We start from the raw sequence: 25945 nt of genomic DNA on the forward strand, positions 1-25945 counted from the left end.
ATGAAACGACCCCCACGCTCACTGCGTTCCCTGCCCCCCAAGGGGGCGGTCAGCCTCCTTGGGGCGGCCCTGCGGAGGCTGACATGATGCGAGATGCGGCCAATTTCGAGCCGACGGACAGCCGGGTGACGCGCCCGGCGTTCTGGAACGCGCTTCCCGAGCGCTGGACGAGCGACGTCGAGGAAACGCTGGTGTGCTGCCAGGTGCGGCAGGAAACGCACGACGTGAAGAGTTTCTTCTTCCGTTCGCCGCAAGGCCGCTCGTTCTCGTTCGAGCCCGGGCAGTTCCTGACGCTCGAACTCGACATCGACGGCGAAACGATCAACCGCTGCTACACGATCTCGTCGTCGCCCGCGCGGCCGCACACCGTGTCGATCACGGTCAAGCGCGTGCCGGGCGGCAAGGTGTCGAACTGGCTGCACGACAACCTGCAGCCGGGCGCATCGGTGCGCGTGCTCGGCCCGGCCGGCGAATTCACGTGCGCGCGGCATCCGGCGCGCAAGTACCTGTTCCTGTCGGCCGGCTCGGGCGTCACGCCGCTGATGTCGATGAGCCGCGCGCACCATGATCTCGCCGAGGATCGCGACATCCTGTTCGTGCACAGCGCGCGCACGCCGGACGACATCATCTTCGCGCGCGAGCTCGACCTGATCGCATCGAACCACACGAACTTCCGCACGTCGTTCGTTGTCGAGCGCCTGGGCGCGCGTACGAACTGGCCGGGCGTCACGGGCTTCCTGACGCTGCCGCTGCTGAAGCTGATCGCGCCGGATTTCATGGAGCGCGAGATCTTCACGTGCGGCCCCGCGCCGTACATGAAGGCTGTGCGCGACCTGCTCGACGAAGCCGGTTTCGATCGCAAGCAGTATCACGAGGAAAGTTTCTCGTTCGAGACGCTCGCACAGACCGCGAGCGACGAGCTGCTCGCCGATCTCGCACCGCCGGTCGAAGGCGGCGACGCAACGACGAAGCAGTACACGGTCAGCTTCGCGAAGAGCAACCGCGAGATCGCGTGCGGCTCGGCGCAGCACGTGCTCGACGCGGCACGCCAGTCGGGCGTGCGGCTGCCGGCCTCGTGCACGCAGGGCATGTGCGGCACATGCAAGGTGAAGCTCGTGTCGGGGCAGGTCGAGATGAAACACAACGGCGGCATCCGCCAGCGCGAGATCGACCAGGGGATGGTGCTGCTGTGCTGCAGCAAGCCGCTGTCCGATCTCGTGATCGACAAGTAGTCAAAACGCGCCATCGGCTGTCCGGGCGCGTCGCGTCCGGACAAGCATCCGTCGGAAAACAACGATACCGCGGATTTGTGGTTGAAGAACCTAGAGAGACAACGCGCGCAGGCGCACATCAAGGAGATCTTCCATGAAACTGTTCGGCAAACTGTTGTGGACCGGCGCACTGTCGGCGATGGTGGCACTGAGCGCGTCAGCGCTCGCCGATACGAAGCCGACGCTGAAGATCGGCTACGTCGAAGGCTGGGACGACAGCGTCGCGACGTCGAACGTCGCGGCCCGCGTCATCGAAAAGAAGCTCGGCTACCAGGTCCAGCTCGTGCCGGTCGCTGCCGGCATCATGTGGCAGGGCGTCGCGCGCGGGGATCTCGACGCGACGCTGTCCGCATGGCTGCCCGTCACGCACGGCTCGTACTGGGATGAGTACAAGTCCAAGGTCGTCGACCTCGGCGCGAATTTCCCGGATGCGAAGATCGGCCTGATCGTGCCCGCGTACGTGAAGGCGAAGAGCATCGACGACCTGAACGCGGAGAAGGGCAGTTTCGGCGGCCGGATCGTCGGCATCGACGCGGGCGCCGGCGTAATGCGCAAGACCGACGAAGCGATCAAGAGCTACGGGCTGAACTACACGTTGATGCCGAGCTCGGGCAGCGCGATGACGGCCGAGCTGTCGCGTTCGGTCAACGCGAACAAGCCGGTCATCGTGACCGGCTGGGCGCCGCACTGGATGTTCGCGAAGTGGAAGCTGCGCTTCCTCGAGGATCCGAAGAAGGTGTTCGGCGGCGCCGAGCACGTCGACAGCGTCGCGAATCCGTCGCTCGAAACGAAGGCCAGGCCGGTCGCCGCGTTCCTGAAAAAATTCCAGTGGAAGCCGGGTGAAATCGACAGCGTGATGCTGGCGATCCAGAACGGTGCGAAGCCGGAAGCGGCCGCCGACGCGTGGATTGCGGCCCATGCCGACCGCGTGAATGCGTGGACTGAAGGCGCGCAGTAAGCAGAAAAATATTCGTCATACGAAGCACCATAACAATACGCCGGGAATAGCATGCAGGAATCCGAAATAATCGCGACTTCGTGCGGCCATATCCCGGTTTTCTTTTACTGATTCTGCAAAAAAGCCCGTAAGTTGTTACACTACGGCCCTTGTGCGGAGTCATCACAGGAGGAATTGGATGAGTCAGGCAGGACTGCGTGCGAACCGCACCAGTGATGTTGAGGCAACCATCTCACATGATTCGACGGGCCACACGCTGCATCGTGGCCTGACTTGGAAAGATGCATTCTGGGTGACGAGCGGCGTGCCGGCAGGCGTGCTGTTCACGATCGGCGGCGTATGCGCGACGATCGGCCAGCCCGCGTGGGCGATCTGGATCGCCGCGATCACGATGGGGCTGATCCAAAGCGCGACTTATGCGGAAATATCGGGGCTATTTCCCCATAAATCGGGCGGCGCGTCCGTCTATGGCGCGATCGGCTGGGTCCGTTACAGCAAGCTGATTGCCCCGGTTTCCGTGTGGTGCAACTGGCTCGCGTGGTCGCCGATGCTCGCGCTCGGCTGCGGCCTTGCGGCGAGCTATGCGCTCACGAGTCTCTTTCCCGCCAACGCGGCGGTGCTGCACTGGCAGCTCAAGGTTGCGGATCTCGGGTTCATCAAGCCGGGTCTGTCCCTGCGGATCAACGCGACGTTCATCATCGCGACGATCCTGCTTCTCATCACGTTCAAGCTTCAGCACAGCGGTGCATCGAAGGCTGCGCGCACGCAGCGCATTCTCGGCATCGCGTCGCTCACGCCGCTGTTGATCGTCGGCATCGTGCCGTTCGTCACCGGCGACGTGCCGATGTCGAACCTGCTCCCGCTGCTGCCGCTCGGTCACGACGCGCACGGCAACGTCACGGCCGCGACCTTCGGCTCGTGGAACGGGCAGGGCGTGACGATGGCGCTCGGCGCGATGTTCATGGCCGGCTGGGCGTCGTACGGCTTCGAGACGGCCGTCTGCTACACGCGTGAATTCCGCGATCCGCGCCGCGACACCGCGAAGGCGATCTTCTGGTCGGGCGCGCTGTGTCTCGTCGTGATGACGCTCGTGCCACTGGCGTTCCAGGGCGCGCTCGGCACGCAGGCGATGCTCGATCCGGCGATCGGCGACGGCACCGGCGTCGCGGCCGCGATGGCGAAGATCGTCGGCGGCGGCGCGTGGGTCGCGAACGCGGTCGTCGTGATGCTGATGCTGTCGATCCTGCTGATCGTGATGACGTCGATGATGGGCTCGTCGCGCACGCTGTACCAGGCCTCGGTCGACGGCTGGCTGCCGAAGTACCTGTCGCACGTGAACGAGCACGGCTCGCCCACGCGCGCGATGTGGACCGATCTCGGCTTCAACCTCGTGTTGCTGATGATGTCGGACTACATGACGGTGCTGTCGATCTCGAACGTCTGCTACATGTTGTTCGTATTCCTGAATCTTCAGTCGGGCTGGATCCACCGGATGGATCGCGGCAACTGGGATCGTCCGTTCCGCTGCCCGACGTGGCTGCTCGTCGGCGGTGCGATCTGCGGGTACGCGAACCTCGTTTATGTCGGCGCGGGCGCGAACCTGCAGGGCGAAGGTACGCTGCGCAACGGCTTGATCGCGATGCTGCTGATCGTGCCGGTGTTCCTCTATCGCCACTACTGGCAGGACCGGGGCCGGTTCCCCGCGCAGATGCAGCGCGACATGGAGCTCGAGGTACCGAAGCGCGCGATGTGGCTGAATCTGATGCCGTATGCGGCGCTGATCGGTGCGGGGCTGACGATCTGGCTGTCGTATTACCTAGCGTGGGTGAAGTAGGCATCGGCCACGTCGTTCGCCGGGAACGGATACCGCACACGGTCCCGCGAGCACGACACGATGTCGCGCAGCATGAACAAAGCCCGACCGGTCGCGCGACCGGCCGGGCTTTCTTCATTTCGCGCCCGCGCGGTCAGCCGGCCGGCTCTTCGTCGCTGGCGCGCATGTCGTCGTCGAGGGTTCGCATGAAGCGCGTCGGCACCATCACGACCGGATGCGGCGTGGCGTCTCCGGCGTCGCCCGCATCGAGCAGCGCGAACGCTTCCGCGATCAGCCGCTGCACGTCCTGCCGCAGCATCGTGACGTCGAACGGCAGGCGCGCGGCGAACGGGTCCCAGTCGAAGCAGCCGACGGCCGTGCGCTGCCAGATGTCCCACGGCAGCTCCGACGCGAAACGCACGAGCCCTTCGAACGAGGTGATCGAGTTCGTCAGCATGCCGGCCGGCAGCCGGCCGAGCGTGTCGTAGCGTCGTGCAAGCGCCTCGCGCGCAGCCGCGGGCGCGTAGCCGCAGCGCTCGATCGCGTCGTGCGGCGGCGGCGGCAGGCCGCGCGCGGCGAACGCGTCGTGAAAGCCCGCGATCCGCATCTCGGTCGCATATTCGCCGGCGATGCCGCCGAGCAGGGTCAGTTCGCCGGGCGCATTGCCGCGCGCGAGCATCTTGTCGATCAGCACGTCGGTCAGCGCCCGCGCGCCCGCGCGGTTGTCCGACACGACCGACGGCGCACCTGCTCCCGGCAGGTCGACGTTGATCGACGGGATACCGGCCGCGTCGCACAGCGCATTGAGCGGCGCCGGGTCGCGCACGCCGGCGATGAACAGCAGTTCGACACGCTGCGCGAGCAGCGTCTGCGCGACGTTCAGTTCGACGTCCGGGTCGCGCTGCGTGCCGACGACGATCGGGCACAGGCCGCGCCGGCGTGCCTCGTCCTCGAAGGTTTCGGCGAGCCCCGCGAAGAAGCGGTTGCGGTAGTGCGGAATGACCATGCCCGCCAGCCCCGAGCGCGACAGGCGCAGGCCGCGCGCGCTCAGGTTCACGTTGTAGCCGAGCGCCTTGGCGCTGTCGAGAATGCGCGTGGCCGTTTCCTCGCTGATCCGGTAGCGGGCCCAGTTGCCGTTCAGCACCATGCTGACCGTGGACGTGGACGAGCCGGTTGCTTTCGCGATGTCGTAGATCGTGGACTTGCGTCCGGTAGTCGTGCGGGCCATCTGCGTCGTCGCTCCCCTCGTATGCGTTCTTGTGCCGATGATGCCGACGGTATGCGTTTCGGGACACGATGCCCTATCAGGGTTTTCCCATGCTTTCCGTCGAAGCTAAATGGATTCAGCATACACGAAACGGTTTGCTGAATGGATTTAGCAACTGACCGCCATGCCGGAGCCCGGAAGCCCGGCGACGGTCGCCTTCGGATGGAGGAGACATGTCAGTGAATTTCTTGCGCACGGTATGTGCGGGCGTGGCTGCGTTCGCGCTCGCGACGGGCATCGCGTCGGCGTCGCCGGACAAGCCCGTGATCGGGGTCGTCGTGAAGATCGGCGGCATTCCGTGGTTCAACGCGATGGACGCGGGCATCAGGAAGCGCGGCGAGCAACTCGGCGTGAAGGCGTTCATGGTCGGGCCGACCAGCGCGGATCCGGCGCTGCAGGTGCGTGCGATCGAGGACCTGATCGCGCAGAAGGTCGACGTGATCGGCGTGGTGCCGAACGATGCCGAGGTGCTCGAGCCGGTGCTGCAGCGCGCGCGGGCCGCAGGTATCAAGGTGATCACGCACGAATCGCCGAAGCAGAAGAACACCGACTGGAATTTCGAGCTGGCCTCCGCGAAGGGCTTCGGCGAGGCGTACGCGAAGAACCTCGCCGCGGCGGTGGGCGGCAAGGGCGAATACGCGGTGTTCGTCGGCTCGCTGACGGTGCCGCTGCATAACGCGTGGGCCGATGCCGCGATCGCGTATCTGAAGGCCAACTATCCGGACATGAAGCTCGTCGGCGATCGCTACGGCGTGGCCGAAGACGTGGACGCGTCGCGCAAGACCGCGCTCGACCTGATGCGCGCGCACCCGAACCTGAAGGCGATCCTGGCGTTCGGCAGCCAGGGGCCGATCGGCGCCGCGCGCGCGGTCGCCGAGAAGCAGGCGAAGGGCAAGGTCGTGGTGCTCGGACCGTTCTCCCCGGGGCAGGGCCGGCGGCTCGTGCACGACGGCGTGCTGAACGGCGGCTACATGTGGAACCCCGCGCAGGCCGGCGAGGTGTTCGTCACGCTCGGCACGATGCTCGCGAAGGGGCAGCCGGTCAAGGACGGCATGACGATTCCGGGGCTCGGCGTCGTGCATCCGGAAGGCCACAACCTGATCGTGAACCAGCTCGTCGAGCTGAACGCGAAAACCGTCGACGATCTCGCGAAGCAGGGGCTGTGAGCGGCATGCACGCGGGCGCAACGCGCCGTGCGATGAAGTCGTTCGACTCTCCCGAGGTTTCATAGCAGGCCGCACCGGAGCGTAGCGATGATGTCTGCCCATTCCCGTGAATCCGCGGCGCCCGGCCGGGCGAGCCCGCCGCCGGCCGCGTTCGCGGCCGACGCGCCGTTGCTCGAACTCGACAACGTGTCGAAGACGTTCGGTGGCGTGCAGGCGCTGCAGCAGGTGCGGTTCGACGTGATGCCGGGCGAAGTGCTGTGCCTGGCCGGCGAGAACGGCTGCGGCAAGAGCACGTTGATCAAGATCGTGAGCGGCGTCCATCGCCCGGAGTCCGGCGCGGTGATGCGCTTCGACGGCAAGCCGGCCGGCGATCTCGATCCGGCGCGTGCGCGCGCGCTCGGCATCCAGGTGATCTGGCAGGACCTCGCGTTGTTCCCCGAGATGACGGTCGCCGAGAACATCGCGTTCGAGCAGAACCTCGGCGCGCGTCCTCGGCTGGTCGACTACGCGCGGATGAAGGTCGCCGCGCGGCAGATTCTCGCGCGGCTCGGCGTCGAGCTCGATCTCGGCAGGCCGGTGCGTACGCTCACGATCGCACAGCGGCAGGTTGTCGCGATCGCGCGTGCGCTCGTCGCCCACGCGCGTCTCGTGTTCATGGACGAGCCGACCGCGTCGCTCAGCCATGCCGAGACGCAGGCGCTGCTCGCGATCGTGCGCCGCCTGTCGGCCGACGGCATCGCGGTGGTGTTCGTCAGCCATCGGCTCGCGGAAGTGCTCGACGTATGCGCGCGCGTGACGGTGCTGCGCGACGGCCGCTATGTCGGCACGTTTCCCACGGCGGGGATGACGCAGACGCGGCTCACCGAGCTGATGACCGGGCGCACCTTCGATTACGCGGTGCGCACGACCGACCTGTCGGCCGCGGCCGCGATGCTGCGTGTCGACGGGCTGTCGCGGCGCGGCGAATACGAGGCCGTGTCGTTCGAGGTGCGGCGCGGCGAGATCCTCGGCCTGGCGGGGCGTCTCGGCGCGGGGCGCACCGAGCTTGCGCTGTCGCTGTTCGGGATGACGCGGCCGGACGCCGGCGCGATCGCGCTCGACGGCCGGCCGCTGTCGCTGCGCTCCAATCGCGACGCGATTCGCGCGGGCATCGCGTACGTGTCGGAAGACCGCCTGCAACTGGGCCTCGTGCAGCCGCAATCGATCGGCGACAACACGGCGATCGCGGTGCTCGACGACCTGCTCGGTGCGGCCCGGCTGATTTCGCCGCGGCGGCGCGATGCGCTGATCCGCGACTGGGTCGCCCGGCTCGCGGTGAAGATCGGTGGCCCCGACGACGCGGTGTCGACGCTGTCGGGCGGCAACCAGCAGCGCATCGTGCTCGCGAAATGGCTCGCGACGAAGCCGAAGCTGCTGATCCTCGATTCGCCGACGGTCGGCGTCGACGTCGGCGCGCGCGCCGGCATCTTCGCGATCATTCACCGGCTCGCGGCGCAAGGCATGGCGATCGTGCTGATTTCCGACGAGATTCCCGAGGTGTACTTCAACTCGGACCGCATCCTGCACATGCGCGACGGCCGTATCGTCGCCGAGTACGTGCCGGGCGGCACGCCGATCGATCACATCGAGCGAGACGTCCATGCGTAAGCTCGGCACATTCGGCATCGGCTCGACCGAAGCGTGGCTGCTCGCGGTGATCGTCGCGATGGCGATCGGCCTCGGCATCGCGACGCCGACCTTCCTGACGCTGTCCAACCTGTTCGACCTGCTCAACCAGAGCGCGGTCAACATCATCTTCGCGGTCGGGCTGCTGATCGTGCTGATCGCGGGCGGCATCGACATATCGTTCGCGGTCGGCGCGTCGGTGGTGCAGTACCTCGCGGCGCTCACGCTCATGCGGCTCGGCGGCGGCAACTGGGCGCTCGGTTTCGCGGTCTCGGCCGGCTTCGGCATCCTGCTCGGCGCGGTGAACGCGACGATCATCTACCGGTTTCGCGTCGTGTCGATCGTCGCGACGATCGCGACCTTCAACCTCTTCTTTGGCGGGCTGATGTTCGTGACGGGCGGCGTGTCGATCTACGACCTGCCCGACTGGTGGACGAATCGCGTCACGCTCGTGCAGGTCGATACGCCGGGCGGCGTCGCATCGCTTGCGCTGCCGGTCGCGGTGATGGCCGCGGCCGTCGTCGCGACGTGGTTCCTGCTGCGGCGCACGACGCTCGGCCGCCAGCTCTATGCGACCGGCGACAACCCGGAAGCCGCGCGACGCGTCGGCATCGATCTCGCGACGATGCATTACGTCGCATACGGCTGGCTCGGGATGATGGCGGGCATCGCGGGCCTGATGCAGGCGCACTACGTGCAGGAGGTCGTGCCGAACGCGCTGTACGGCCGCGAACTGGACGTGCTCGCGGCCGTCGTGCTCGGCGGCGCGCGACTCGGCGGCGGGCGTGGCACGGTGCTCGGCGCGATCCTCGGCATTCTGCTCGTGTCGATCACCGCGAACGGGCTCAACCTGCTCGGCGTGTCGCCGTACGCATTCAAGATGATCGTCGGCGCGGTCATCCTGGTCGCGATCACCGTGTCGAGCGACGGCGTCGCGCGGCTGGTCGGCTCGCGCTTCCTGTCGCCACGCGCGAGGACATGATCATGAGACACGCCGAATCCCGGCGCTTTCCGGCGCTGTCCGTTCCGGCCGACGTGGCCGGCCTGCTGGGTTTTCTCGCGTGCGTCGTCGCGGCGATGAGCGTCGCGTCCGACCGTTTCCTGACGGGCGGCACGTTTGCGTCGATCGCGTTCCAGCTGCCGGAGCTCGGCCTGTTCACGCTGGCGATGCTGATGCCGCTGGTGTCCGGCGGCTTCAACCTCGCCGTCACGTTCACCGCGAACATCGCGGGGCTCGCGATGGCGTGGGTGATCCAGTCGCACGGCGGCCCGGAGGCCGGCATCGCGGCGGTCGCGCTCGGCATCGCCGCGGCGCTCGCGACGGGCGCCGCGGCCGGCTGGCTGATCGGCGCGGTGATCGCGCATACGGGCGCGAGCCCGATCCTCGTGTCGCTGTCGGCGATGATCTTCCTGCGCGGTCTCGGCGAATTCCTGACGCGCGGCGGCGACATTTCCGGGTTTCCGCCGGTCGTCCGCGCGATGGGCAACGGGCTGTGGCTCGGCGTGCCGGCGCCGCTGTGGATCTTCGCGGGCTGCGCGCTGCTGTGGCACGTCGTGATGACGTATTCGCGGCTCGGCTTCGTCACGCGGATGATCGGCTCGAATGCGGAAGCGACGCGCTACTCGGGCATCTCGACCACGCGGGCGATCACGCGCATCTACATGCTGTCGGGGCTGATGTGCGGCGTGGCCGGCGTCGTGATGCTGTCGCGCTTCAACTCGGTACGCGTCGGTCACGGCGAGGCGTTCCTGCTGATCTCGGTGCTCGCCTGCTTTCTCGGGCGCGTCGATCCGTTCGGCGGCTTCGGTCGCGTCGCGCCGGTCGTGATCGCGCTCGTGATCCTGCAGGTGATCGCATCGGGCCTCAACCTGCTCGGCGCGAGCCAGCACCTCGCGACCGCGCTGTGGGGTGCGTTCCTGCTCGCGGTGATGCTGGTGCGCTGGGCATGGGCCCGGCATGCGTCGCGGCCGCGCAATCGCAATCGAATCGCGACGCCGGCGCTCGGCGGCCTCGAACCCCCTCAACGGAAGGAGACGAAATGAACAAGCTTGGCGTACATGCGCTGGTCTGGGAGGCCGGCTGGAGCCGCGACGCATGCGCGCGCGCAATCGCGAATACGGCCGAGACGGGCTTCGATTTCATCGAGGTACCCGCGCTCGATCCCGATTCGATCGACGCCGCGTTCACGCGGCGCGAACTCGAACGGTACGGGCTCGGCATCACGTTCTCGCTCGGGCTCGATGCGCAATCCGACATTTCGAGCGGCGATGCGCAGAAGGCCGCGCGCGGCAAGCAGAAACTCGAGGCCGCGCTGCGTGTCGCGCGCGACTGCGGCGCGACGCACGTATGCGGGATCCTGTATTCGGCGTTCCAGAAGAATTTCACGCCGACGACGGCCGCCGGCGTCGCGATGTCCGCCGACATCCTCGCGCAGGTGGCGGACACGGCCGCGCAAAGCGGCATCACGCTCGGGCTCGAAGTCGTGAACCGCTACGAGTCGAACGTGCTCAACACCGCGTCGCAGGGTGTCGAGCTGTGCCGGCGCATCGGCCGGCCGAACGTGAAGGTGCATCTCGACACGTATCACATGCATATCGAGGAGTCGGACGTGACGTCGGCGATCCGCGACACCGGCGAGCAACTCGGCTACGTGCACATCGGCGATTCGCATCGCGGGTATCTGGGGTCGGGCAACGTCGATTTCACCGCGGTGTTTCGTGCGCTGGTGTTCGGCGGCTATACGGGGCCGATCGCGTTCGAGAGTTTTTCGTCGCGTGTCGTCGGCCAGCCGCTCGAAGGCATCCTCGCGATCTGGCGCAACCTGTGGGAAGACAGTCACGATCTCGCCGCGCACGCGCTGGCATTTACGCGCGTGCAGCTCAAGTCCGCGCGCGAGGCGCTGAAGCAGGCCGAACGGAGCCGGTTGCCGTGAGCGGCGCGGTGACGGGCGCGCAACGCATCGACTGCGAGGCGCTGGCCGCGCACCTGCTGCGCACGCAGCGGGCAGCGCGGCGCGTGGTCGCGATCGCCGGCGCGCCGGGCGCCGGCAAGAGCACGTTCGTGGAGCGGTTGCGCGCGCGCATCGACGACGAAGCGCCCGGGCTCGCGGCCGTCGTCGCGATGGACGGTTTTCATTACGACGACCGGGTGCTGGGCGCGCGCGGCGACCGCGCGCGCAAGGGGGCGCCGCATACGTTCGACGTCGACGGCCTCGCGGCGTTGCTCGCGCGTTTGCGCGCGGACGACGGCCGCGACATCGCGGTGCCCGTGTTCGACCGGTCGCTGGAGATTGCGCGGGCCGGTGCGGACGTCGTGCCGGCGTCGGCCCGTCTGATTCTGGTCGAAGGCAACTACCTGCTGCTCGGCGATGCGCCGTGGGATGCGCTGCATGCGTCGTTCGACGTGACCGTGATGCTGGACGTGCCGCGCGCGACGCTCGTCGAGCGGCTCGTCGAGCGCTGGCACGGATACGGGATGGATGCTGCCGCGCTGCGCGCGAAGCTGGACGGTAATGATCTCGTCAACGTCGATACGGTGCTGTCGCGCAGCGTCCGCGCGGATTTCAGCGTCGACAACGGCTGAGGGGGCCGCGAAGCGCGGCCTGCTGCGCGTGCACCGCTGACGGAAACGCCGCCGTCCGATGCGACGAGTTCCGGTCATGGTGCAGCGCCGCGCTGACAGGCGTGGCGCTGATCCTCAACAACCTGTACCTGCGGCGCCGGGCGCGGCGAATCGGCACGGCGCCTTCGCGCGTGCCGTCGGCGTCCGCGTGACGGACGGTCGATCCCGCTTGCAGCGTACCGGCTTTACGAAAACACCACTGTCCGATCCCCGTTCAAGAACACCCGCCGCTCGATAAACGCCTTCACCGCGCGCGCAAGCGTGATGCTTTCGACGTCGCGCCCCACCGCAAGCAATTGCTCGGGCCGCAGTGCGTGATCGACGCGCTCGACCACTTGTTCGATGATCGGGCCTTCGTCGAGATCGTCGGTGACGAAGTGCGCGGTCGCGCCGATCAGCTTCACGCCGCGCGCATGCGCCTGGTGATACGGCTTCGCGCCCTTGAAGCCGGGCAGGAACGAATGATGGATGTTGATCGCGCGGTTCGCGAGCTTCGCGCTTGTTTCCTGCGACAGCACCTGCATGTAGCGCGCGAGGATCACGAGCTCGGCGCCGCTCGATTCGAAGAAGTCGAGCCACTGCGCTTCCTGCTGCGCCTTCGTGTCGGCCGTGATCGGGAAATGCCGGAACGGCAGCCCGTGCTGCGCGGCGAGCGGCTCGAAGTCGGGGTGGTTCGACACGATGCCGACGATGTCCATCTTCAGTTCGCCCATCCGCCAGCGGAACAGCAAGTCCGCGAGGCAGTGCTCGAGCTTCGACACCATGATCAGCACCTTCGGCCGCGCGTTCACGTCGTGGATCGCCCATTGCATGTCGCCGCCCAGGCCGGCCGCGATCGGCGCGAATTCCTGGCGCAGCGCGTCGATATGCAGCGTTTCATCCGTCGGATGAAAGACGCAGCGCACGAAGAAGCGGTTGCTGAGATCGTCGTCGAACACGTTCAGCGCATCGACATAACAGCGATGGCGATCGAGAAAGCCGACGACGGCGGCGACCTGGCCGGCCGCGCTCGCGCACGACAGTGTCAGGACGAATTGATCGGGGCGGTGCTCGGCGGTCATGAGACTCCTCGGATGGCATGGGCGCACGGCCGCGCGGCGGTGCACGACAGCGCCGCGCCGCGCGGGTAGCGGGAGGCTCAAGTAAATCAGGACGATTTTGACGAGGATAGAACCAACGCGCCGTGTGGCTGGTATCGGCGCGCCAGTGCGCGGAGGCGGGCGGGTCCGTCAGGCGCTCGCGCACGCGTCGAGCAGCCAGCGCCGGAACACGTGGGTCGCGTCCGGCTCGGGTCGCTGCGGCGGCCGCACCAGGAAGTAGCCGCGCGACGTGACGACGGGCGCGTCGACGAGCTTCACGAGCTGGCCGGACGCGACGAGCTCGTCGACGAGCGGCGACCAGCCGAGCGCGACGCCTTCGCCGAGCAGCGCCGCATGGATCACGAGCGCGTAGCTGTTGAAGGTCACGCCGCGCGCGGCGGCCGTCGTGTCGAGGCCGTGCGCGTCGAACCAGCCGGACCACGACAGCCAGCGCTCGGGGCGCGTCGGCTGCACGTGCAGCAGCGGCAGCGCGAGCAGGTGGTCGGCCCGCGCGACATGCGGGTGCGCATCGCGGAACGCGGGCGAACACACCGGCGTGACGGATTCCGGAAAAAGCCGTGCGGCCGTGCACGACGGCCAGTGGCCGTCGCCGAACAGGATCGCGATGTCGCCGTGGTCGCGCTGCGCGTCGTAATCCTGTGACGTGACGACGCGCACGTCGACGTCCGGCATCACGCGCTTCAGGCCGGCCAGGCGCGGCATCAGCCAGTAGGTCGCGAAGCCGAAGTCGGTGACGATCGTGAGCGCGCCGTGCTCGCGGCGCGCGCGCAGCGTCGCGGTGGCGCCGCGCAGCGTGTCGAGGCTCAGCCGCACGGCTTCGTACAGGCACTGGCCGTCGGCCGTCAGCGTGACGCCGCGCGGGCTGCGCTCGAACAGCGGCACGCCGAGCTCGGCCTCGAGCTGGAACACCTGCTGGCTCACGGCCGGCTGCGTCGAGCCGAGCTCGCGCGCGGCGGCCGTGAAGCTCGCGAGCCGGGCGGCCGATTCGAACGCGCGCAGCGCCTGCATCGACGGTAACGGTTCGGGTTTCGACATAAGTCCTTCTAATGGCCCCATAAGGGCAGGACGCCTACCCGCCCGAATTCGGGCGGGCGATAGTGCATCGGACGGCACGGCACGCGCGCTTCACGTCCGCCGCGCCAGGCCTTCCGCGATTCTAGCCAGTCGCGGCGGGCACGCGCGGCACTTTCTGCGGGCCGCATCCGTCATGCCGGACGACTCGCCGCCAAAGCGGCGCACCGTTCCATTCGAACACCGCTTTCCCTGCGACCGCCGATGACGAACCCGACACCCAACATCCTGATCCTGATGGCCGACCAGCTCACGCCGTTTGCGCTGCCGGCGTACGGCAACCGCGTCGCGCGCACGCCGACGCTCGACCGGCTCGCCGCGCAAGGCGTCGTGTTCGACGCCGCGTATTGCGCGAGCCCGCTGTGTGCGCCGTCGCGTTTCTCGCTGCTGACCGGCAAGCTGCCGTCGGGGATCGGCGCCTACGATAACGCCGCCGAATTGCCGGCGCAAACGCTGACGTTCGCGCACTACCTGCGCGCGGGCGGCTATCGGACCATGCTGTCCGGCAAGATGCATTTCTGCGGGCCCGACCAGTTGCATGGCTTCGAGGAGCGGCTCACGACCGACATCTATCCGGCCGATTTCGGCTGGGTGCCCGACTGGGACAGTCCGACCGAGCGGCCGAGCTGGTATCACAACATGAGTTCGGTGCTCGACGCGGGCCCGTGCGTGCGCACGAACCAGCTCGATTTCGACGACGAGGTCACGTTCGCCGCGAAGCAGAAGCTGTACGACGTCGCGCGCGAGCGCGCGGCCGGGCACGACGCGCGGCCGTTCTGCATGGTCGTGTCGCTGACCCATCCGCACGACCCGTATGCGATCACGCGCGAATACTGGGACCTGTACCGCGACGACGAGATCGACATGCCGGCCGTGCGGCGCGATGCGGCGGACAGCGACCCGCATTCGCAGCGGCTGCGCTTCGTCTGCGAGAACGACCGCACGCCGCCGACCGATGCGCAGATCCGCGCCGCGCGCCATGCGTACTACGGCGCGACGTCCTACGTCGACACACAGTTCGGCAGCGTGCTGGCCGCGCTCGACCAGTGCGGGTTCGCCGACGACACGATCGTGATCGTCACGTCCGACCACGGCGACATGCTCGGCGAGCGCGGGCTCTGGTACAAGATGACGTTCTTCGAAGGCGGCTGCCGCGTGCCGCTGATCGTCCATGCGCCGGGCCGCTTCGGCGCCGCGCGCGTGCGCGGGCCGGTGTCGCACGTCGACCTGCTGCCGACGCTCGTCGACCTGGCCGGCGCCGCACCGGCCGGCGGCTGGCCCGACCCCGGATGGCCGGACCCTGTCGACGGGGCGAGCCTCGTGCCGCACCTGCACGGCACGCCCGCGCACGATGTCGCGCTCGGCGAATACCTTGCGGAAGGCGCGGTCGCGCCGATCGTGATGATCCGCCGCGGCGACTGGAAGTACGTGCATTGCCCGGCCGATCCCGACCAGCTCTACAACCTGGCGGACGACCCGCGCGAACTCACGAACCTCGCCGGCTTGCCGGAAGCCGCCGACGTGCTCGCGGCGTTCCGCACGCAAGCCGCGCAGCGCTGGAACCTGCCCGAGCTGGACCGGCAGGTGCGCGCGAGCCAGCGGCGCCGGCGCTTTCATTACGCGGCGACGACGCAGGGCCGCATCCACGCGTGGGACTGGCAGCCGTTCACCGACGCGAGCCAGCGTTACATGCGCAATCACATCGAACTCGACACGCTCGAGGCGATGGCGCGTTTTCCGCGTGTCGGGCGCTGAGCGTCCCGCATCGCGAACCTTGACGAACGACGGAGGAAGCTGGCGATGGAACGGCAATGCAATGCAGCAATCCGGATCGGCGCGGCGCTCGCCGCGGCGGCCTGCCTGACGGTGGCGCAGGGCGCGCACGCGGCCGACCCGCAGACGTGCAGCGACGTGAAAATGGCGGCGCCCGGCTGGACCGACATCGACGCGACGAACGCGATGGCGGGCGTCGTGCTGAAGGCGCTCGGCTACCGGCAGGACGTGGCGAACCTGTCGGTGCCGATCACGTACCAGGGGCTCAAGAAAGGGCAGGTCGACGTGTTCCTCGGCAACTGGATGCCCGCGCAGGCGCCGCTCGTGAAGCCGTTCGTCGACGAGAAGTCGATCGACGTGCTGCACGCGAACCTGAGCGGCGCGAAGTTCACGCTCGCGGTGCCCGACTACGTCGCGGCTGCGGGCGTGCATACGTTCGCCGATCTCGCGCGTTATGCGGACCGCTTCGGCGGCAAGATCTACGGGATCGAGCCCGGCGCGCCCGCGAACCAGAACATCAAGCGAATGCTGTCCGACCACGCGCTCGGCACGGCGAACTGGTCGCTCGTCGAATCGAGCGAGACGGGCATGCTCACGCAGGTCGAGCGCGCGGTGCGCGACAAGCGCTGGATCGTGTTCCTCGGCTGGGAGCCGCATTTGATGAACACGAAGTTTCATCTGACCTATCTGTCCGGCGGCGATGCGTATTTCGGCCCGAACTACGGCGGGGCGACGGTCAATACGGTCGCACGCGCCGGGTTCGCCGGCCAGTGCGCGAACCTTGCGCGGCTGTTCCGGCAGATGACGTTCTCCGTCGACGTCGAGAACCGGATGATCGCCGACATGCTCGACCACAAGACGTCGCCCGCGCTCGCGGCGCAGCACGCGCTGAAGGCCGACCCGGCGCTGGTCGCCGGCTGGCTGGACGGCGTGACGACAGTCGCCGGCGCACCGGGCCTGCCGGCCTTGCGCGCGGCCCTCGACGGCCGCTGACCCCTCCTTCGGGCGGCCGGTTTTTGCCGTGCCGCCTGTCTACGTGTTTTCCCGACCGGTCGCATCGTGACCATTTGGTGTCGCCTTCAGACGGGTGACGCGAAATATGGGTTTGTACTTTTTGTCAATGGCTGCGTTATTGCGAAAAACGAAATGCCGAAGCCAGCGGGCGTACCGAATTTGAATCCACCGGCGTATTGCGGCACGCGCCGGGACGAGATTCTTTCCATCGAACGGTTCAGGGAGGGTGGTCGATAATGAAGCACAAGAAAGTTGCCGTAACCGCCGCGCTTGCATGCGCGGCCTGCATTCCCGCCGTCGGGCATGCCCAGAGCAGCGTGACGCTGTACGGGATTCTCGACGCGGGCATCACGTATGTGAACAACACCGGCGGCTCGCACGTGGTCAAGTTCGACGACGGCGTCTCATACGGGAACCGCTTCGGCCTGAAGGGCACGGAAGACCTGGGCGGCGGCCTGAAGGCCGTGTTCACCCTCGAGAGCGGCTTCCACCTCGGCAACGGGCAGCTCGGCTTCGGCGGCGCGGAGTTCGGCCGGCAGGCGTATGTCGGCCTGCAGAACGACTGGGGCACGCTGTCGTTCGGCAACCAGCTCGACATCACGAACGAACTCGTGTCGATCTACAACATCTCGGCGTGGGGCAGCGGTTATGCGATCCACCAGGGCGACTTCGACCGCTTCAACGGCGACCGCCTGCCGAATTCGGTGAAATTCCTGTCGAACGACCTCAGCGGCTTCAAGTTCGGCGCGATGTACTCGTTCGGCAACGTCGCGGGCAACTTCCATCGCAACAGCGCATGGAGCGCGGGTGCGAGCTTCACGAAGGGCGACTTCTCGATCGGCGCCGCGTACACGCGCCTGAACAACCCGAACGGCATCTACGCGTTCGACCCGTACGCGATGATCGGCACGCACACGTTCCTCGGCCAGCAGACCGTCACCGTCGATCCGGCGACCGGCGCGCGCACCGACCTGTTCGCGAACACGCCGATGAACGTCGACAGTCAAGGCACGTTCGGCATCGGCTCGAGCTACACGATCGGCAAGCTGACGCTCGACGCCAACTTCTCGTACACGACGATCAAGGGTTTCGGCCAGTCGTCGCACATGCAGGTGTATGAAGGCGGCGGCCTGTACCAGTTCACGCCGGCGCTGAGCCTGATCGCGGGCTACCAGCACACGCGCTTCGAAGGCCATCACTGGAACCAGGGCACGGCGGGCCTGCACTACCTGCTGTCGAAGCGCACCGACGTGTATATCTCCGGCGATTACCTGCGCGCGTCGCAAGGCGTGGATGCGGTGGTCGGCTACAGCTTCACGCCGTCGACGACGCAGACGCAGGCCGACGTGCGGATCGGGATGCGGCATTCGTTCTGAGCAGGGTGGTGTGGAGCAGCGACGTCTTCAGCGAGGTCTCTCTTTGGCGCGAACTGCGGTTCGCGCTTTTTTTTGTTTCTTCGCGGATTTCCGTGGATGGGGCTGTCAGACCCTGAACAGCCGCTCAACCGGGAGCCGTCGGCTGCGGAGATCCCGCACCGCCTTTCCGCCGTCGGAGATTGAGTTTGCGGCTGGAGGCGTTCAATCGGAGTTCTGCGTCGTGACGGACCGCACCGAATGGCGAAAGCGTCCACAAGATCAGAGGCTTACTGCGGAAATGCGAAGTCTACTACGCGAATTGACAAATTTAATCCGGACATAGGCGAATTGACGACATTATTTCGGTGAGACTGTCAATAAAGTCGTCAACTCGTGGATCGGACGCCCTGATCTATGGGGATTCTGGAGTGACGGAATCATTTTGCTCTACGCCACCGCGGATAACCGTCGGCCACCTGAAATCGTTCGAAGCGAATCGGAACGCAACGGCGAGTGACGAAGCCTATTTCAAGAAGGTCGACGCCGGGACTGCGGGCGGAATCGATCGCCCGGACGGCGACCGCTATCGCTGGAGGTACTACCGGCACAACATCCATTTCGCGCTTGCTTCGGCGATCATGACAGGCAACGTCGAGGACATGACCTGGGCCGCCGATCGGCTCCGGACTTCGGAAGGCAAGGGCGTGACGTTCCGGACCGACCGTTATCGCGGCGTCTATTACCAGTCGCTGCCGTATTTCATGTCGCCGGACGAGATTACCCGGCAGCCACCGCCTGACGGGACGGCAAAGGACTGGCGCTTTGCACGCATTTCCTGGGGCTACGCACAAGTGCTCGCCTACATCCGCAAACGCGATGCAAGCGGCGCACGAAGTGCGTATGCGCAACTCGAGAAGGACGTGATCGCGTTCAGGAACGAGCGGCGCGACGAAGTGATGGGTCACCAGGCCGCACAGATCATGCAATCGGTCGCGCACGCACGTATCGACCAGATGAACGGCGACGCGCGAAGCGGCGTACGCGTTCTCGAACGCTCGGTCAAGCTGCAGGACGCGATGAACTACGACGAGCCGCCTTACTGGATGGTTCCGGTCAGGCAGGCCCTCGCCGCACTCCTGATCGACCTCGACCAATACGACAACGCGATCGACACGCTCCACGCGTCGCTCGGCGACGACGACCCGAATCGCGACCTGTACACGAATTTCAAAGGCAACGGCTGGGCGTATTTCGGCTTGACGCAGGCCTACGAAAGAAAGGGGATAGGGAATTTGACGCCCGAACAGCAAAAGGACTACGACAGCGCACTGAAACGGCTCGCCGAATACTGTCCGCCCGCCGATCATGTTTGCGCGTTGTCGCTTGATCGGATGTAAATAAACGAACCGGAACGTCTCGAGCTCACCGGCTCTTGCTCAGAAGCACTGCGTGAGCCGATCGAACAGTCGAAGGGCGGTTGCGCGTGAAGCATTTCGATATTGTTTTCTTTCTGGAATTTTATTTTGAAATAGTAACCGGAAGAATAGGTCAGGATTGCAGTGCGAGGCGCTGACGAGTTTTATGCAGCAACTCCATATTTCGTAATCCTGGAAAAAGAAAATGCTAATTCCTAGATTTGCTTAGAATTCCTGCTATAACGAATTTCAGTTGTCAGGCGGAGGTGGTGGAAGTAGAAGCGTTCAACTACAGGCGAAGGGGATTGAAATGGCAAACGACGACGTGAAGAAGCTGTCAGTGCAATCGGCCGATGCGGCCGAACTTGCCGCCCAGTGCGCGGCGCAATTGGCGAAGTGCGCAGCGGCCTATCATGCCGCGGTGGCGCGTGCGGCGTCGGCAAAATGTGCCGCCGCCGCCGCCAAGTGTGCTGCGAACGCAGCCCACTGCGCGGCGAATGCGGCCAAGTGCGCGGCAAACTGACATGCATCACATGGGAATCGGCTCCATGGCGAACAAGCGGAGGTGTTCGCCATGAGCATCCCAAGGCTGGGCGTCGGGCTCCAGTTCAATCCGGCGCTGATCGACTGGTTTCCTTTTTTCGACCAATCCCTGGATGCGCTGGAAATACTGTTCGACGGCGTGATGGCGCCGCTTGACGGGCCGGGGCTGATGTTGCCGGCGATGGTCGACACGATGCGCGAGGTCTCCGCGCGCTTTCCGCTCGTCGGTCACTCCAATTACGGCGGCGACTTCGGCTTCGACGATCTGGCGAGCACGCCGGCGGTGCGACGCCATGTGCCGCTCGCCCGGAAATTCAACGTCCCCTGGGTTTCGAACCATTGCTTCTACAGCGACGCGTCGTGGTGCGACGTGTGGAGCAGCCCGCTGCAGTTCTCGCGCGACGAGGTCGTTCGGATTGCCAACCGGGCGCGCGCGCTGCAAGACCTGTATGGCGTCCCGCTCGCGCACGAGAACGCGGCCTACTACCGGGTATGCCCCGGAAGCGACATGGAGGAGGGGGAGTTCCTCGCCCGCGTCGTCGAGCTGTCAGGCACCTATTTGCACCTCGACCTGCACAACCTCTATGCGAACGCGCAAAACCACGGCGCCAGCGGTTATTCGATCGCGCGTTTCCTCGACACGATCCCGATGGACCGTGTTATCTGCATCCACATGGCCGGCGGCCGCTGGTTCGACAACCAGTACCACGACCTGCACGACACCCAGGTCGTCGAGCCCGTATGGGACCTGCTCGACGACGTGCTGTCGCGCGCGCGCCCCGGCGCGGTGATCCTCGAGTACGAAGCCGAGGCGCTGCGCAGCCGCGAAGAGACGCTCGACGTCGCCCGCTCCATCGACGTCATCCTTGCCGATCTGGCGCGCGGACGCGCTGCGTGGGACCGCGCCTATGGCCCCGCCAGCCGCCGAACCACACAACAGGAGGCAGCGTGAAAGTTGGCCACGATATCGACGTCGCACCGGCGAACTGGACGTTCTCCGGCAACGTCGCCGAAACGTTCGTCGATCACGTCCGCCGGTCGGTGCCGTACTACGATGCGGGGCACGACCTGGTTTGCCAGCTCAGCGATTTCTTCTGCCACGGCGACAGCATCTGCTACGAGATCGGCGTGTCCACGGGCCAGCTGCTGCGGAAGCTGGCGGAACATCATGCGTCGAAGCCGGGCATCACGTGGGTCGGCATCGATCCGGTCGAGTCGATGATCGCCAAGGCGCGGCAGCACTGCGTGGAGGTGCCCAACATCGCGCTTGAAGTCGGCGACGCGCGCTTGTACGGCTTCGAGAAGTCGGACCTGATCGTGTCCTTCTACTGCATCCAGTTCATCCCGCCGAAAGACCGGCAGGAAGTATTCAACCGCATCTACGAGCGCCTGAACTGGGGCGGCGCCTTCATCCTGTTCGAGAAGGTTCGCGCGCCGGATGCGCGGTTCCAGGACATGGTCGTGTCGCTCTACAACGACTACAAGCGGCGCGAAGGGTTCTCGGCCGACGAGATCCTGAACAAGACAGCGAGCCTCAAGAGCGTGCTCGAGCCGTTCTCCACGGAAGGCAACCTCGGGCTGCTCAAGCGCGCGGGGTTCGTCGATATCACGACCGTCATGAAGTATCTGTGTTTCGAGGGGTTCCTGGCGATCAAGTAGGCCCCTGCGAGCAAGCGATCGCCGTTGCCGCGAGCGACCAGACTCTTCGAACACGGGAGGCGTGATGGATGCCAGGCTGGTATGGGATACGTGGCGGCGGATTCTCAGCGACGATGGTCTTGTCGAGATGGTCACGCGGGCAGGGCACGCCGATGCTGCCTCACTCGCGGGCCTCGGCGCCGCCGAGCGGGCCGTGGTGGCCGACTATGCCTGCACCCCGCAGGCGACGCAGACCAATATCGGCATGTACCGCCGCAGCCTGGTGCGCATCGTCCGCGTTGCGCTCGGCCGCGTGCCGCTGAGTCAGCATCTTCTGTTCATGAGCGGGCTCGACGTCGACGCCGTGGCCGCGGAATTCGCCCGCGTCAATGGCTATGCCGACGACGGCCCGAATTTCTGGCGTCTCGCCGGTGCCTTCGTCGCCTATCTCGCGACGCGCGCCGAATTCGCGGCGCCAACGCACCAGGACGCGCTGGCGATCGATCAAGCGCTGGTCACGCTCGCCCGTCGTCTCGGCCAGGTCACGGTCGATGCGTGGCCAAACGCCGTCGCGGCCGGAATCGGCGATGCCGCGGGTTCGGATCGCTCGCTCGTGCGTTTCGTCGCGTCGCGCGCCGCTATCGTGGCCCGGTCGCGCCACGACCTCACGCCGTGGATCGAAAACCCGTATGGCTTCGATCCTGCCGAGACGCTGGATGCGTCGCCGCGGCATTGGCTGGTCTATTTCCCGGACGCCGACAGCGCGCCGGCCTACGCGGAGTTGTCCGAGCGCTCGGCCCGCATCTTCGAGCTGCTGGCCACACCGCATTCAGCCGCCGACGTGGCGCGGGCGCTGGGCAGCCTGTCCGACGCCGAGGCGCTCGAGGTGATCGACCGGCTCGCCGCACTCGGTGTCGTCGTCAGCGAGAAGGCCGGCGGGCGCGCCGTGAGGAACCCGTTTCGGAACGATACGCTGGGCAGCGATGCGTTCGTCATGCTCGATCCGGCGGTCGAGATGCTGGACGTCGAAATCGCCGGGCACCGGTTTCTGTGCCACGGCCACTTCGAAGTCGGCATGGCCGTGCCGCCCGGCGAGGGGCTGTCCGACTTCGTCGCCGAGCTCGCGGGCAAGCCTGTCCGCGTTGGCGCGCTGCGCAAGGGCTTCGACGATCAGCACCTGATCGACACGATGCTCGCCGCGTTGCGGCAGCACGGCTTCCTGCACGTGACGTCGGAGGGCGTGCCATCGGCCGACGAACTCGCGCATTTGCGCCGCGCGGCCGCGGAGAGCCGCCGAACGCGGCTGTGCCACACCATCAACCTGCATCTCGACGCCGTGTCGGCCGATGCGATTCGTGCGCGTGTCGAGGCCGAATCGACCGCACCGCAACTGCATTTGCGCTGTACGCGAATCGGCGATCATGCGTCGACCCTCGCCGAGCTTGCGCGCCTGCGCCAAGCGGGCCGGTTGCGCCTGCATCACACGGTGGTGCAGGCCGCCGATCCGGAGTGCGACGCCGATGTCGTCCGGTCGCTGCGCCGTCTCGGTGCCGGCGTGAGCGTCGACGATGTGCCATGGCCGGCGCCGGCGCAGCCCATCGCCGGCCTCGACGCATTGACGCGGGCAGGCGTGCCCGTGCATGCGCGGATGGCGCCGGGCCGGTCGTTCCTCGACGCCGCGACGCGCGCGCACGCCGTGGCCTGGGCCGAACGGGCGGGGCTCTGCGGCTTGTGTCTCGAGCTCGATGCCGACGCGCTCTGGCCCGCGGAAAAGCCGAGCGAGACCGATTTCGTCGGCGTCTTCGAAGCCGTGCATGTGCTGGACGAAACCTTCGGCGACGTCTGCATCGCCAACCTGCCGAGCGACGAGGTCTTGCTCGGTAACGCGTCGCCGTCTCCTCCCGAGAGGCTGTCCGACATCGCCGCGCGTTTCCGTCTCGCCTATTTGCGCTGGCGTTTGCCGCTGTTGAAGTCTCTCGAAGGCGACAACACGTTCAGCCAGACGCCGGAGGCCGAGGAAAAGCTCGTTCGCCTGCGGGAAGACCTGCTGCCCAACCATCCCGAGCTGCTCAACCTGGGGCCGGGCAGTGTCGTCGTCGACGTATGCGGCGGCAATGGCCGGGTTGCGCGCCGTCTGTCGCCCCTGGTCGGCCCCGACGGCCTCGTCATTTCGATCGAGATGCTGCGTTGCGTGACCGATCGTGCGCGCCGCTTTGCGTGCGAGCAAGGATATGTGAACGTGCAGTTTCGCGCCGGGCTGGCACAGCGCATCTCGTTGCGCGAAGGCTCGGCCGATGCCGCCGTCAACGAATGGACCGGCGCGATCTGGCAGTTGGGGCTCGGTCCGGCCATGGTCGCCGAGATGGCGCGTGTCATCCGCGTCGGCGGTCGAATCGCCGTCACGCACCGGCTGGTGCGGCTCCCGCTGCATCGGCTCGGGCAGCCGTGGGTTCAGTTCGACGACATCTATGCGTTGATGCGTGCTGCCTTCGATCGCCCGGACCTGTCCATCGTCATCGAGCGCGTGTGGGGACAAACCGTGTCGACCCTGGCCGGTGAACGGGCAAGCGCATGGCGCAAGCACTATGTGCCGCGACTCGTCAATCCGTTCGACGTGACTTACACCGAGGACAAGGATCCGGGGCCGCACGCCGACGTGTGCCTCACGATCATCGCGGAGCGCATTCGATGACGACCGATGCACCGGCCCGACGGATGGAGATGCGCACGCAGGCCGCTGCCTTCGACGATGCGCGTGCGTCGCTGGGCCGGCTCGGCATTCCCGACGCGCTGCCGGCGCTGCACGCCGCGGGGTTGAGCATCAGGCGCAGTGTGGTTGGCGGCACCCATTCGGTGGCGGTCTATCCGCCGATCGACTCGTTGACGCCGGTCGAATCGAGCGCGGTGCTGAACGCCATTTGTTTCGGCGGCGATACCAGTCTTTACGTGCATATCCCGTTTTGCGAGACGCGCTGCACCTTTTGCCATTACACGGTGCAGCACTATGCGGGCAAGGGCAAGGCATCGCAGACCGGCGAGAACGAAGTGGCGCGCTATCTCGACGCGCTCCGGCATGAACTGGCGCTCTGGAGCGCCAGGCTCGCGCAATCGGGCACGGCGCTTTCGTCGATCTACATTGGCGGCGGCACGCCGCTGGTGCTCGAGGAGGAGACGCTGCGCGACCTCATGCGCGCGATCGGCGACGACTACGACATTCTGCCCGGCGCAGAGGTGTGCATCGAGGGCAGCCCGCTCACCATCACGGCCCCCGGCGGCGCGGACAAGCTGCGTTTCCTGAAGGAGCAGGGTGTCACGCGCCTGAGCTTTGGCGTGCAGTCGTTCGACGACGCCGTCCTGAAATACGCGGGGCGCGGCTACAAGCGCGACGTGCCGATTCGCGCCGCGCAGATCGCGAGCGAGATCTTCGACAACTGGAATCTCGATCTCATCCAGGGGCTCTACAAGGGTTCGCCGGCGGAGACCTGGCGGAACCTCCAGACGATCGCGGAACTGCGGCCGGCGCATCTGACCTGGTATCACGGCCGCTTCGCCGACCGGCCGCAGGGCGACTGGTATCGGTCGGAAGACCGGCACGGCGAATTCGAGGACGAGCTCGAGACGCTGCTTGGGCGCATGCTGATCTGGCAGGGCATGGCGGCGCTCGGCTATCACCAGTGCGACGGCAACCGCTTCGTGCGTGCGCAGCACTATACCGATCCGTTCAAGAAGGTCCGCACCTCGGTGTCGCGCGATCTGCTCGGCGTCGGGGCGGCGTCGTATTCGCACGTCGGTGGGAGTCCGGCAGGGTACGGCTGCCGAGGCTACGAGTTCCGCAACGACACGCATATTCGCGCGTATGCCGACCGCGTGCTGTCCGGCGAAATCCCGATCGCCACCGGCCGCGCGATCGACGATGAGGAGTTGCTGGCGATGTCCTACGTCACCGGGTTGCGCAGCGGCCGCGTGGAGGATGCCGGGTTGCACGCGATCGCCGCCGGCAATCCGCAGCGCTCCGCGCATTATCGGGAGCTGGCCGGCAGGCTGGTCGGGCTCGGCATCCTCGAGCCTTACGCGGACAGCGAAGGCACCGCGGGCTTGCGGCTGACCCGGCTCGGCCGGCTGTTCGAGGACGAGACGCTCGCGCTGTTCTTCAGCCCCGCCGTCAAGCGCACGCTGACGGCTCACGCCAAACCACCGGTTTCGCTCGTGCGGATCGCGGCCAAGCCCGCGGTGGACTTGCCGATGACGCGTGCCTGATCGGCATGCGGCGCCGA

The 25945-nt window shown here is 66.7% G+C and carries 21 protein-coding genes; 18 read left to right on the forward strand and 3 right to left on the reverse strand.

Going from position 1 to position 25945, the window contains the following annotated elements; translation table 11 throughout:
- The first annotated feature begins 83 nt into the window (after positions 1-83).
- The 3 genes from JYG32_RS30820 (at position 84) to JYG32_RS30830 (ending at position 4063) form a co-directional block, all read left to right on the forward strand.
- Complete coding sequence (locus JYG32_RS30820; protein WP_213266118.1) at positions 84-1232, forward strand: hybrid-cluster NAD(P)-dependent oxidoreductase; 1149 nt, start codon at positions 84-86, stop codon at positions 1230-1232.
- A 133-nt stretch (positions 1233-1365) separates the two neighbouring features.
- Positions 1366-2229 carry a glycine betaine ABC transporter substrate-binding protein gene (locus tag JYG32_RS30825; RefSeq protein ID WP_213266119.1) on the forward strand — a complete coding sequence of 288 codons (864 nt, stop codon included), beginning with the start codon at positions 1366-1368 and terminating at the stop codon, positions 2227-2229.
- Positions 2230-2407: 178 nt separating this feature from the next.
- Positions 2408-4063 (forward strand): APC family permease, encoded by a 1656-nt coding sequence (locus JYG32_RS30830; RefSeq protein ID WP_174378561.1) that lies wholly within the window; start codon positions 2408-2410, stop codon positions 4061-4063.
- A gap of 133 nt (positions 4064-4196) precedes the next feature.
- On the opposite strand, the gene JYG32_RS30835 is transcribed toward JYG32_RS30830, so the two are convergent.
- Positions 4197-5270 carry a substrate-binding domain-containing protein gene (locus JYG32_RS30835; RefSeq protein ID WP_174378560.1) on the reverse strand — a complete coding sequence of 358 codons (1074 nt, stop codon included), beginning with the start codon at positions 5268-5270 and terminating at the stop codon, positions 4197-4199.
- Between the two features lie 212 nt (positions 5271-5482).
- Between JYG32_RS30835 and JYG32_RS30840 the strand changes: the two genes are divergently transcribed.
- The 6 genes from JYG32_RS30840 (at position 5483) to JYG32_RS30865 (ending at position 11723) form a co-directional block, all read left to right on the forward strand.
- On the forward strand, positions 5483-6475 hold the full coding sequence (locus JYG32_RS30840; RefSeq protein WP_213266120.1) for a substrate-binding domain-containing protein: 993 nt from the start codon (positions 5483-5485) through the stop codon (positions 6473-6475).
- Between the two features lie 87 nt (positions 6476-6562).
- Positions 6563-8122 carry a sugar ABC transporter ATP-binding protein gene (locus tag JYG32_RS30845; protein ID WP_213266121.1) on the forward strand — a complete coding sequence of 520 codons (1560 nt, stop codon included), beginning with the start codon at positions 6563-6565 and terminating at the stop codon, positions 8120-8122.
- Positions 8115-9122, forward strand: a complete 1008-nt coding sequence (locus JYG32_RS30850) for an ABC transporter permease (protein ID WP_213266122.1) — start codon at positions 8115-8117, stop codon at positions 9120-9122. Before JYG32_RS30845 ends, JYG32_RS30850 begins: the two co-directional genes overlap by 8 nt.
- 2 nt (positions 9123-9124) lie before the next feature.
- Complete coding sequence (locus JYG32_RS30855; protein WP_213266123.1) at positions 9125-10183, forward strand: ABC transporter permease; 1059 nt, start codon at positions 9125-9127, stop codon at positions 10181-10183.
- Positions 10180-11073: a sugar phosphate isomerase/epimerase family protein gene (locus JYG32_RS30860; protein WP_174378555.1), complete on the forward strand. Its 894-nt coding sequence runs from the start codon at positions 10180-10182 to the stop codon at positions 11071-11073. The genes JYG32_RS30855 and JYG32_RS30860 overlap by 4 nt, the downstream gene beginning before the upstream one ends.
- The gene (locus tag JYG32_RS30865) at positions 11070-11723 is read left to right on the forward strand and encodes a nucleoside/nucleotide kinase family protein (RefSeq protein WP_213266124.1); all 654 of its coding nucleotides are present in this window, start codon (positions 11070-11072) and stop codon (positions 11721-11723) included. The genes JYG32_RS30860 and JYG32_RS30865 overlap by 4 nt, the downstream gene beginning before the upstream one ends.
- Positions 11724-11947: 224 nt before the next feature.
- Here JYG32_RS30865 and purU read toward each other — a convergent pair whose 3' ends face one another.
- Both purU and JYG32_RS30875 read right to left on the reverse strand, forming a co-directional pair.
- Complete coding sequence (purU, locus tag JYG32_RS30870; RefSeq protein WP_213266125.1) at positions 11948-12823, reverse strand: formyltetrahydrofolate deformylase; 876 nt, start codon at positions 12821-12823, stop codon at positions 11948-11950.
- 168 nt (positions 12824-12991) lie between these two features.
- The gene (locus JYG32_RS30875; RefSeq protein ID WP_174378552.1) at positions 12992-13897 is read right to left on the reverse strand and encodes a choline sulfate utilization transcriptional regulator; all 906 of its coding nucleotides are present in this window, start codon (positions 13895-13897) and stop codon (positions 12992-12994) included.
- Between the two features lie 240 nt (positions 13898-14137).
- Between JYG32_RS30875 and betC the strand changes: the two genes are divergently transcribed.
- The 9 genes from betC (at position 14138) to JYG32_RS39185 (ending at position 25928) form a co-directional block, all read left to right on the forward strand.
- Complete coding sequence (gene betC, locus JYG32_RS30880) at positions 14138-15688, forward strand: choline-sulfatase (RefSeq protein WP_174378551.1); 1551 nt, start codon at positions 14138-14140, stop codon at positions 15686-15688.
- 45 nt (positions 15689-15733) lie between these two features.
- Positions 15734-16699: a choline ABC transporter substrate-binding protein gene (choX, locus tag JYG32_RS30885; protein WP_213266126.1), complete on the forward strand. Its 966-nt coding sequence runs from the start codon at positions 15734-15736 to the stop codon at positions 16697-16699.
- Positions 16700-16956: 257 nt separating this feature from the next.
- Complete coding sequence (locus JYG32_RS30890; protein ID WP_213266127.1) at positions 16957-18096, forward strand: porin; 1140 nt, start codon at positions 16957-16959, stop codon at positions 18094-18096.
- Positions 18097-18503: 407 nt separating this feature from the next.
- Positions 18504-19472 (forward strand): hypothetical protein, encoded by a 969-nt coding sequence (locus JYG32_RS30895; protein ID WP_249744788.1) that lies wholly within the window; start codon positions 18504-18506, stop codon positions 19470-19472.
- A 328-nt stretch (positions 19473-19800) separates the two neighbouring features.
- On the forward strand, positions 19801-20013 hold the full coding sequence (locus JYG32_RS30900) for a hypothetical protein (RefSeq protein ID WP_017335097.1): 213 nt from the start codon (positions 19801-19803) through the stop codon (positions 20011-20013).
- Between the two features lie 51 nt (positions 20014-20064).
- Positions 20065-20985: a DUF692 domain-containing protein gene (locus JYG32_RS30905; RefSeq protein WP_213266128.1), complete on the forward strand. Its 921-nt coding sequence runs from the start codon at positions 20065-20067 to the stop codon at positions 20983-20985.
- On the forward strand, positions 20982-21692 hold the full coding sequence (locus JYG32_RS30910) for a methyltransferase domain-containing protein (protein WP_174378547.1): 711 nt from the start codon (positions 20982-20984) through the stop codon (positions 21690-21692). Before JYG32_RS30905 ends, JYG32_RS30910 begins: the two co-directional genes overlap by 4 nt.
- A gap of 64 nt (positions 21693-21756) precedes the next feature.
- Entirely contained in the window at positions 21757-24363 is a 2607-nt protein-coding gene (locus tag JYG32_RS30915) for a methyltransferase domain-containing protein (RefSeq protein WP_213266129.1), read from the forward strand.
- Between the two features lie 29 nt (positions 24364-24392).
- Positions 24393-25928, forward strand: coding sequence for a coproporphyrinogen-III oxidase family protein (locus tag JYG32_RS39185; protein WP_249744887.1), 1536 nt, complete (start codon positions 24393-24395; stop codon positions 25926-25928).
- Positions 25929-25945: the final 17 nt, after the last annotated feature.

It is taken from the genome of Burkholderia pyrrocinia (assembly GCF_018417535.1).
Classification (GTDB): domain Bacteria; phylum Pseudomonadota; class Gammaproteobacteria; order Burkholderiales; family Burkholderiaceae; genus Burkholderia; species Burkholderia pyrrocinia_E.

What these genes read in the sequence shown, in the direction of transcription:
- JYG32_RS30820 (WP_213266118.1), top strand. Translation starts at nt 84, where the DNA reads ATGATGCGAGATGCGGCCAATTTCGAGCCGACGGACAGCCGGGTGACG.
- JYG32_RS30825 (WP_213266119.1), top strand. Translation starts at nt 1,366, where the DNA reads ATGAAACTGTTCGGCAAACTGTTGTGGACCGGCGCACTGTCGGCGATG.
- JYG32_RS30830 (WP_174378561.1), top strand. Translation starts at nt 2,408, where the DNA reads ATGAGTCAGGCAGGACTGCGTGCGAACCGCACCAGTGATGTTGAGGCA.
- JYG32_RS30835 (WP_174378560.1), bottom strand. Translation starts at nt 5,270, where the DNA reads ATGGCCCGCACGACTACCGGACGCAAGTCCACGATCTACGACATCGCG.
- JYG32_RS30840 (WP_213266120.1), top strand. Translation starts at nt 5,483, where the DNA reads ATGTCAGTGAATTTCTTGCGCACGGTATGTGCGGGCGTGGCTGCGTTC.
- JYG32_RS30845 (WP_213266121.1), top strand. Translation starts at nt 6,563, where the DNA reads ATGATGTCTGCCCATTCCCGTGAATCCGCGGCGCCCGGCCGGGCGAGC.
- JYG32_RS30850 (WP_213266122.1), top strand. Translation starts at nt 8,115, where the DNA reads ATGCGTAAGCTCGGCACATTCGGCATCGGCTCGACCGAAGCGTGGCTG.
- JYG32_RS30855 (WP_213266123.1), top strand. Translation starts at nt 9,125, where the DNA reads ATGAGACACGCCGAATCCCGGCGCTTTCCGGCGCTGTCCGTTCCGGCC.
- JYG32_RS30860 (WP_174378555.1), top strand. Translation starts at nt 10,180, where the DNA reads ATGAACAAGCTTGGCGTACATGCGCTGGTCTGGGAGGCCGGCTGGAGC.
- purU (WP_213266125.1), bottom strand. Translation starts at nt 12,823, where the DNA reads ATGACCGCCGAGCACCGCCCCGATCAATTCGTCCTGACACTGTCGTGC.
- JYG32_RS30875 (WP_174378552.1), bottom strand. Translation starts at nt 13,897, where the DNA reads ATGTCGAAACCCGAACCGTTACCGTCGATGCAGGCGCTGCGCGCGTTC.
- betC (WP_174378551.1), top strand. Translation starts at nt 14,138, where the DNA reads ATGACGAACCCGACACCCAACATCCTGATCCTGATGGCCGACCAGCTC.
- choX (WP_213266126.1), top strand. Translation starts at nt 15,734, where the DNA reads ATGGAACGGCAATGCAATGCAGCAATCCGGATCGGCGCGGCGCTCGCC.
- JYG32_RS30890 (WP_213266127.1), top strand. Translation starts at nt 16,957, where the DNA reads ATGAAGCACAAGAAAGTTGCCGTAACCGCCGCGCTTGCATGCGCGGCC.
- JYG32_RS30900 (WP_017335097.1), top strand. Translation starts at nt 19,801, where the DNA reads ATGGCAAACGACGACGTGAAGAAGCTGTCAGTGCAATCGGCCGATGCG.
- JYG32_RS30905 (WP_213266128.1), top strand. Translation starts at nt 20,065, where the DNA reads ATGAGCATCCCAAGGCTGGGCGTCGGGCTCCAGTTCAATCCGGCGCTG.
- JYG32_RS30915 (WP_213266129.1), top strand. Translation starts at nt 21,757, where the DNA reads ATGGATGCCAGGCTGGTATGGGATACGTGGCGGCGGATTCTCAGCGAC.
- JYG32_RS39185 (WP_249744887.1), top strand. Translation starts at nt 24,393, where the DNA reads ATGCGCACGCAGGCCGCTGCCTTCGACGATGCGCGTGCGTCGCTGGGC.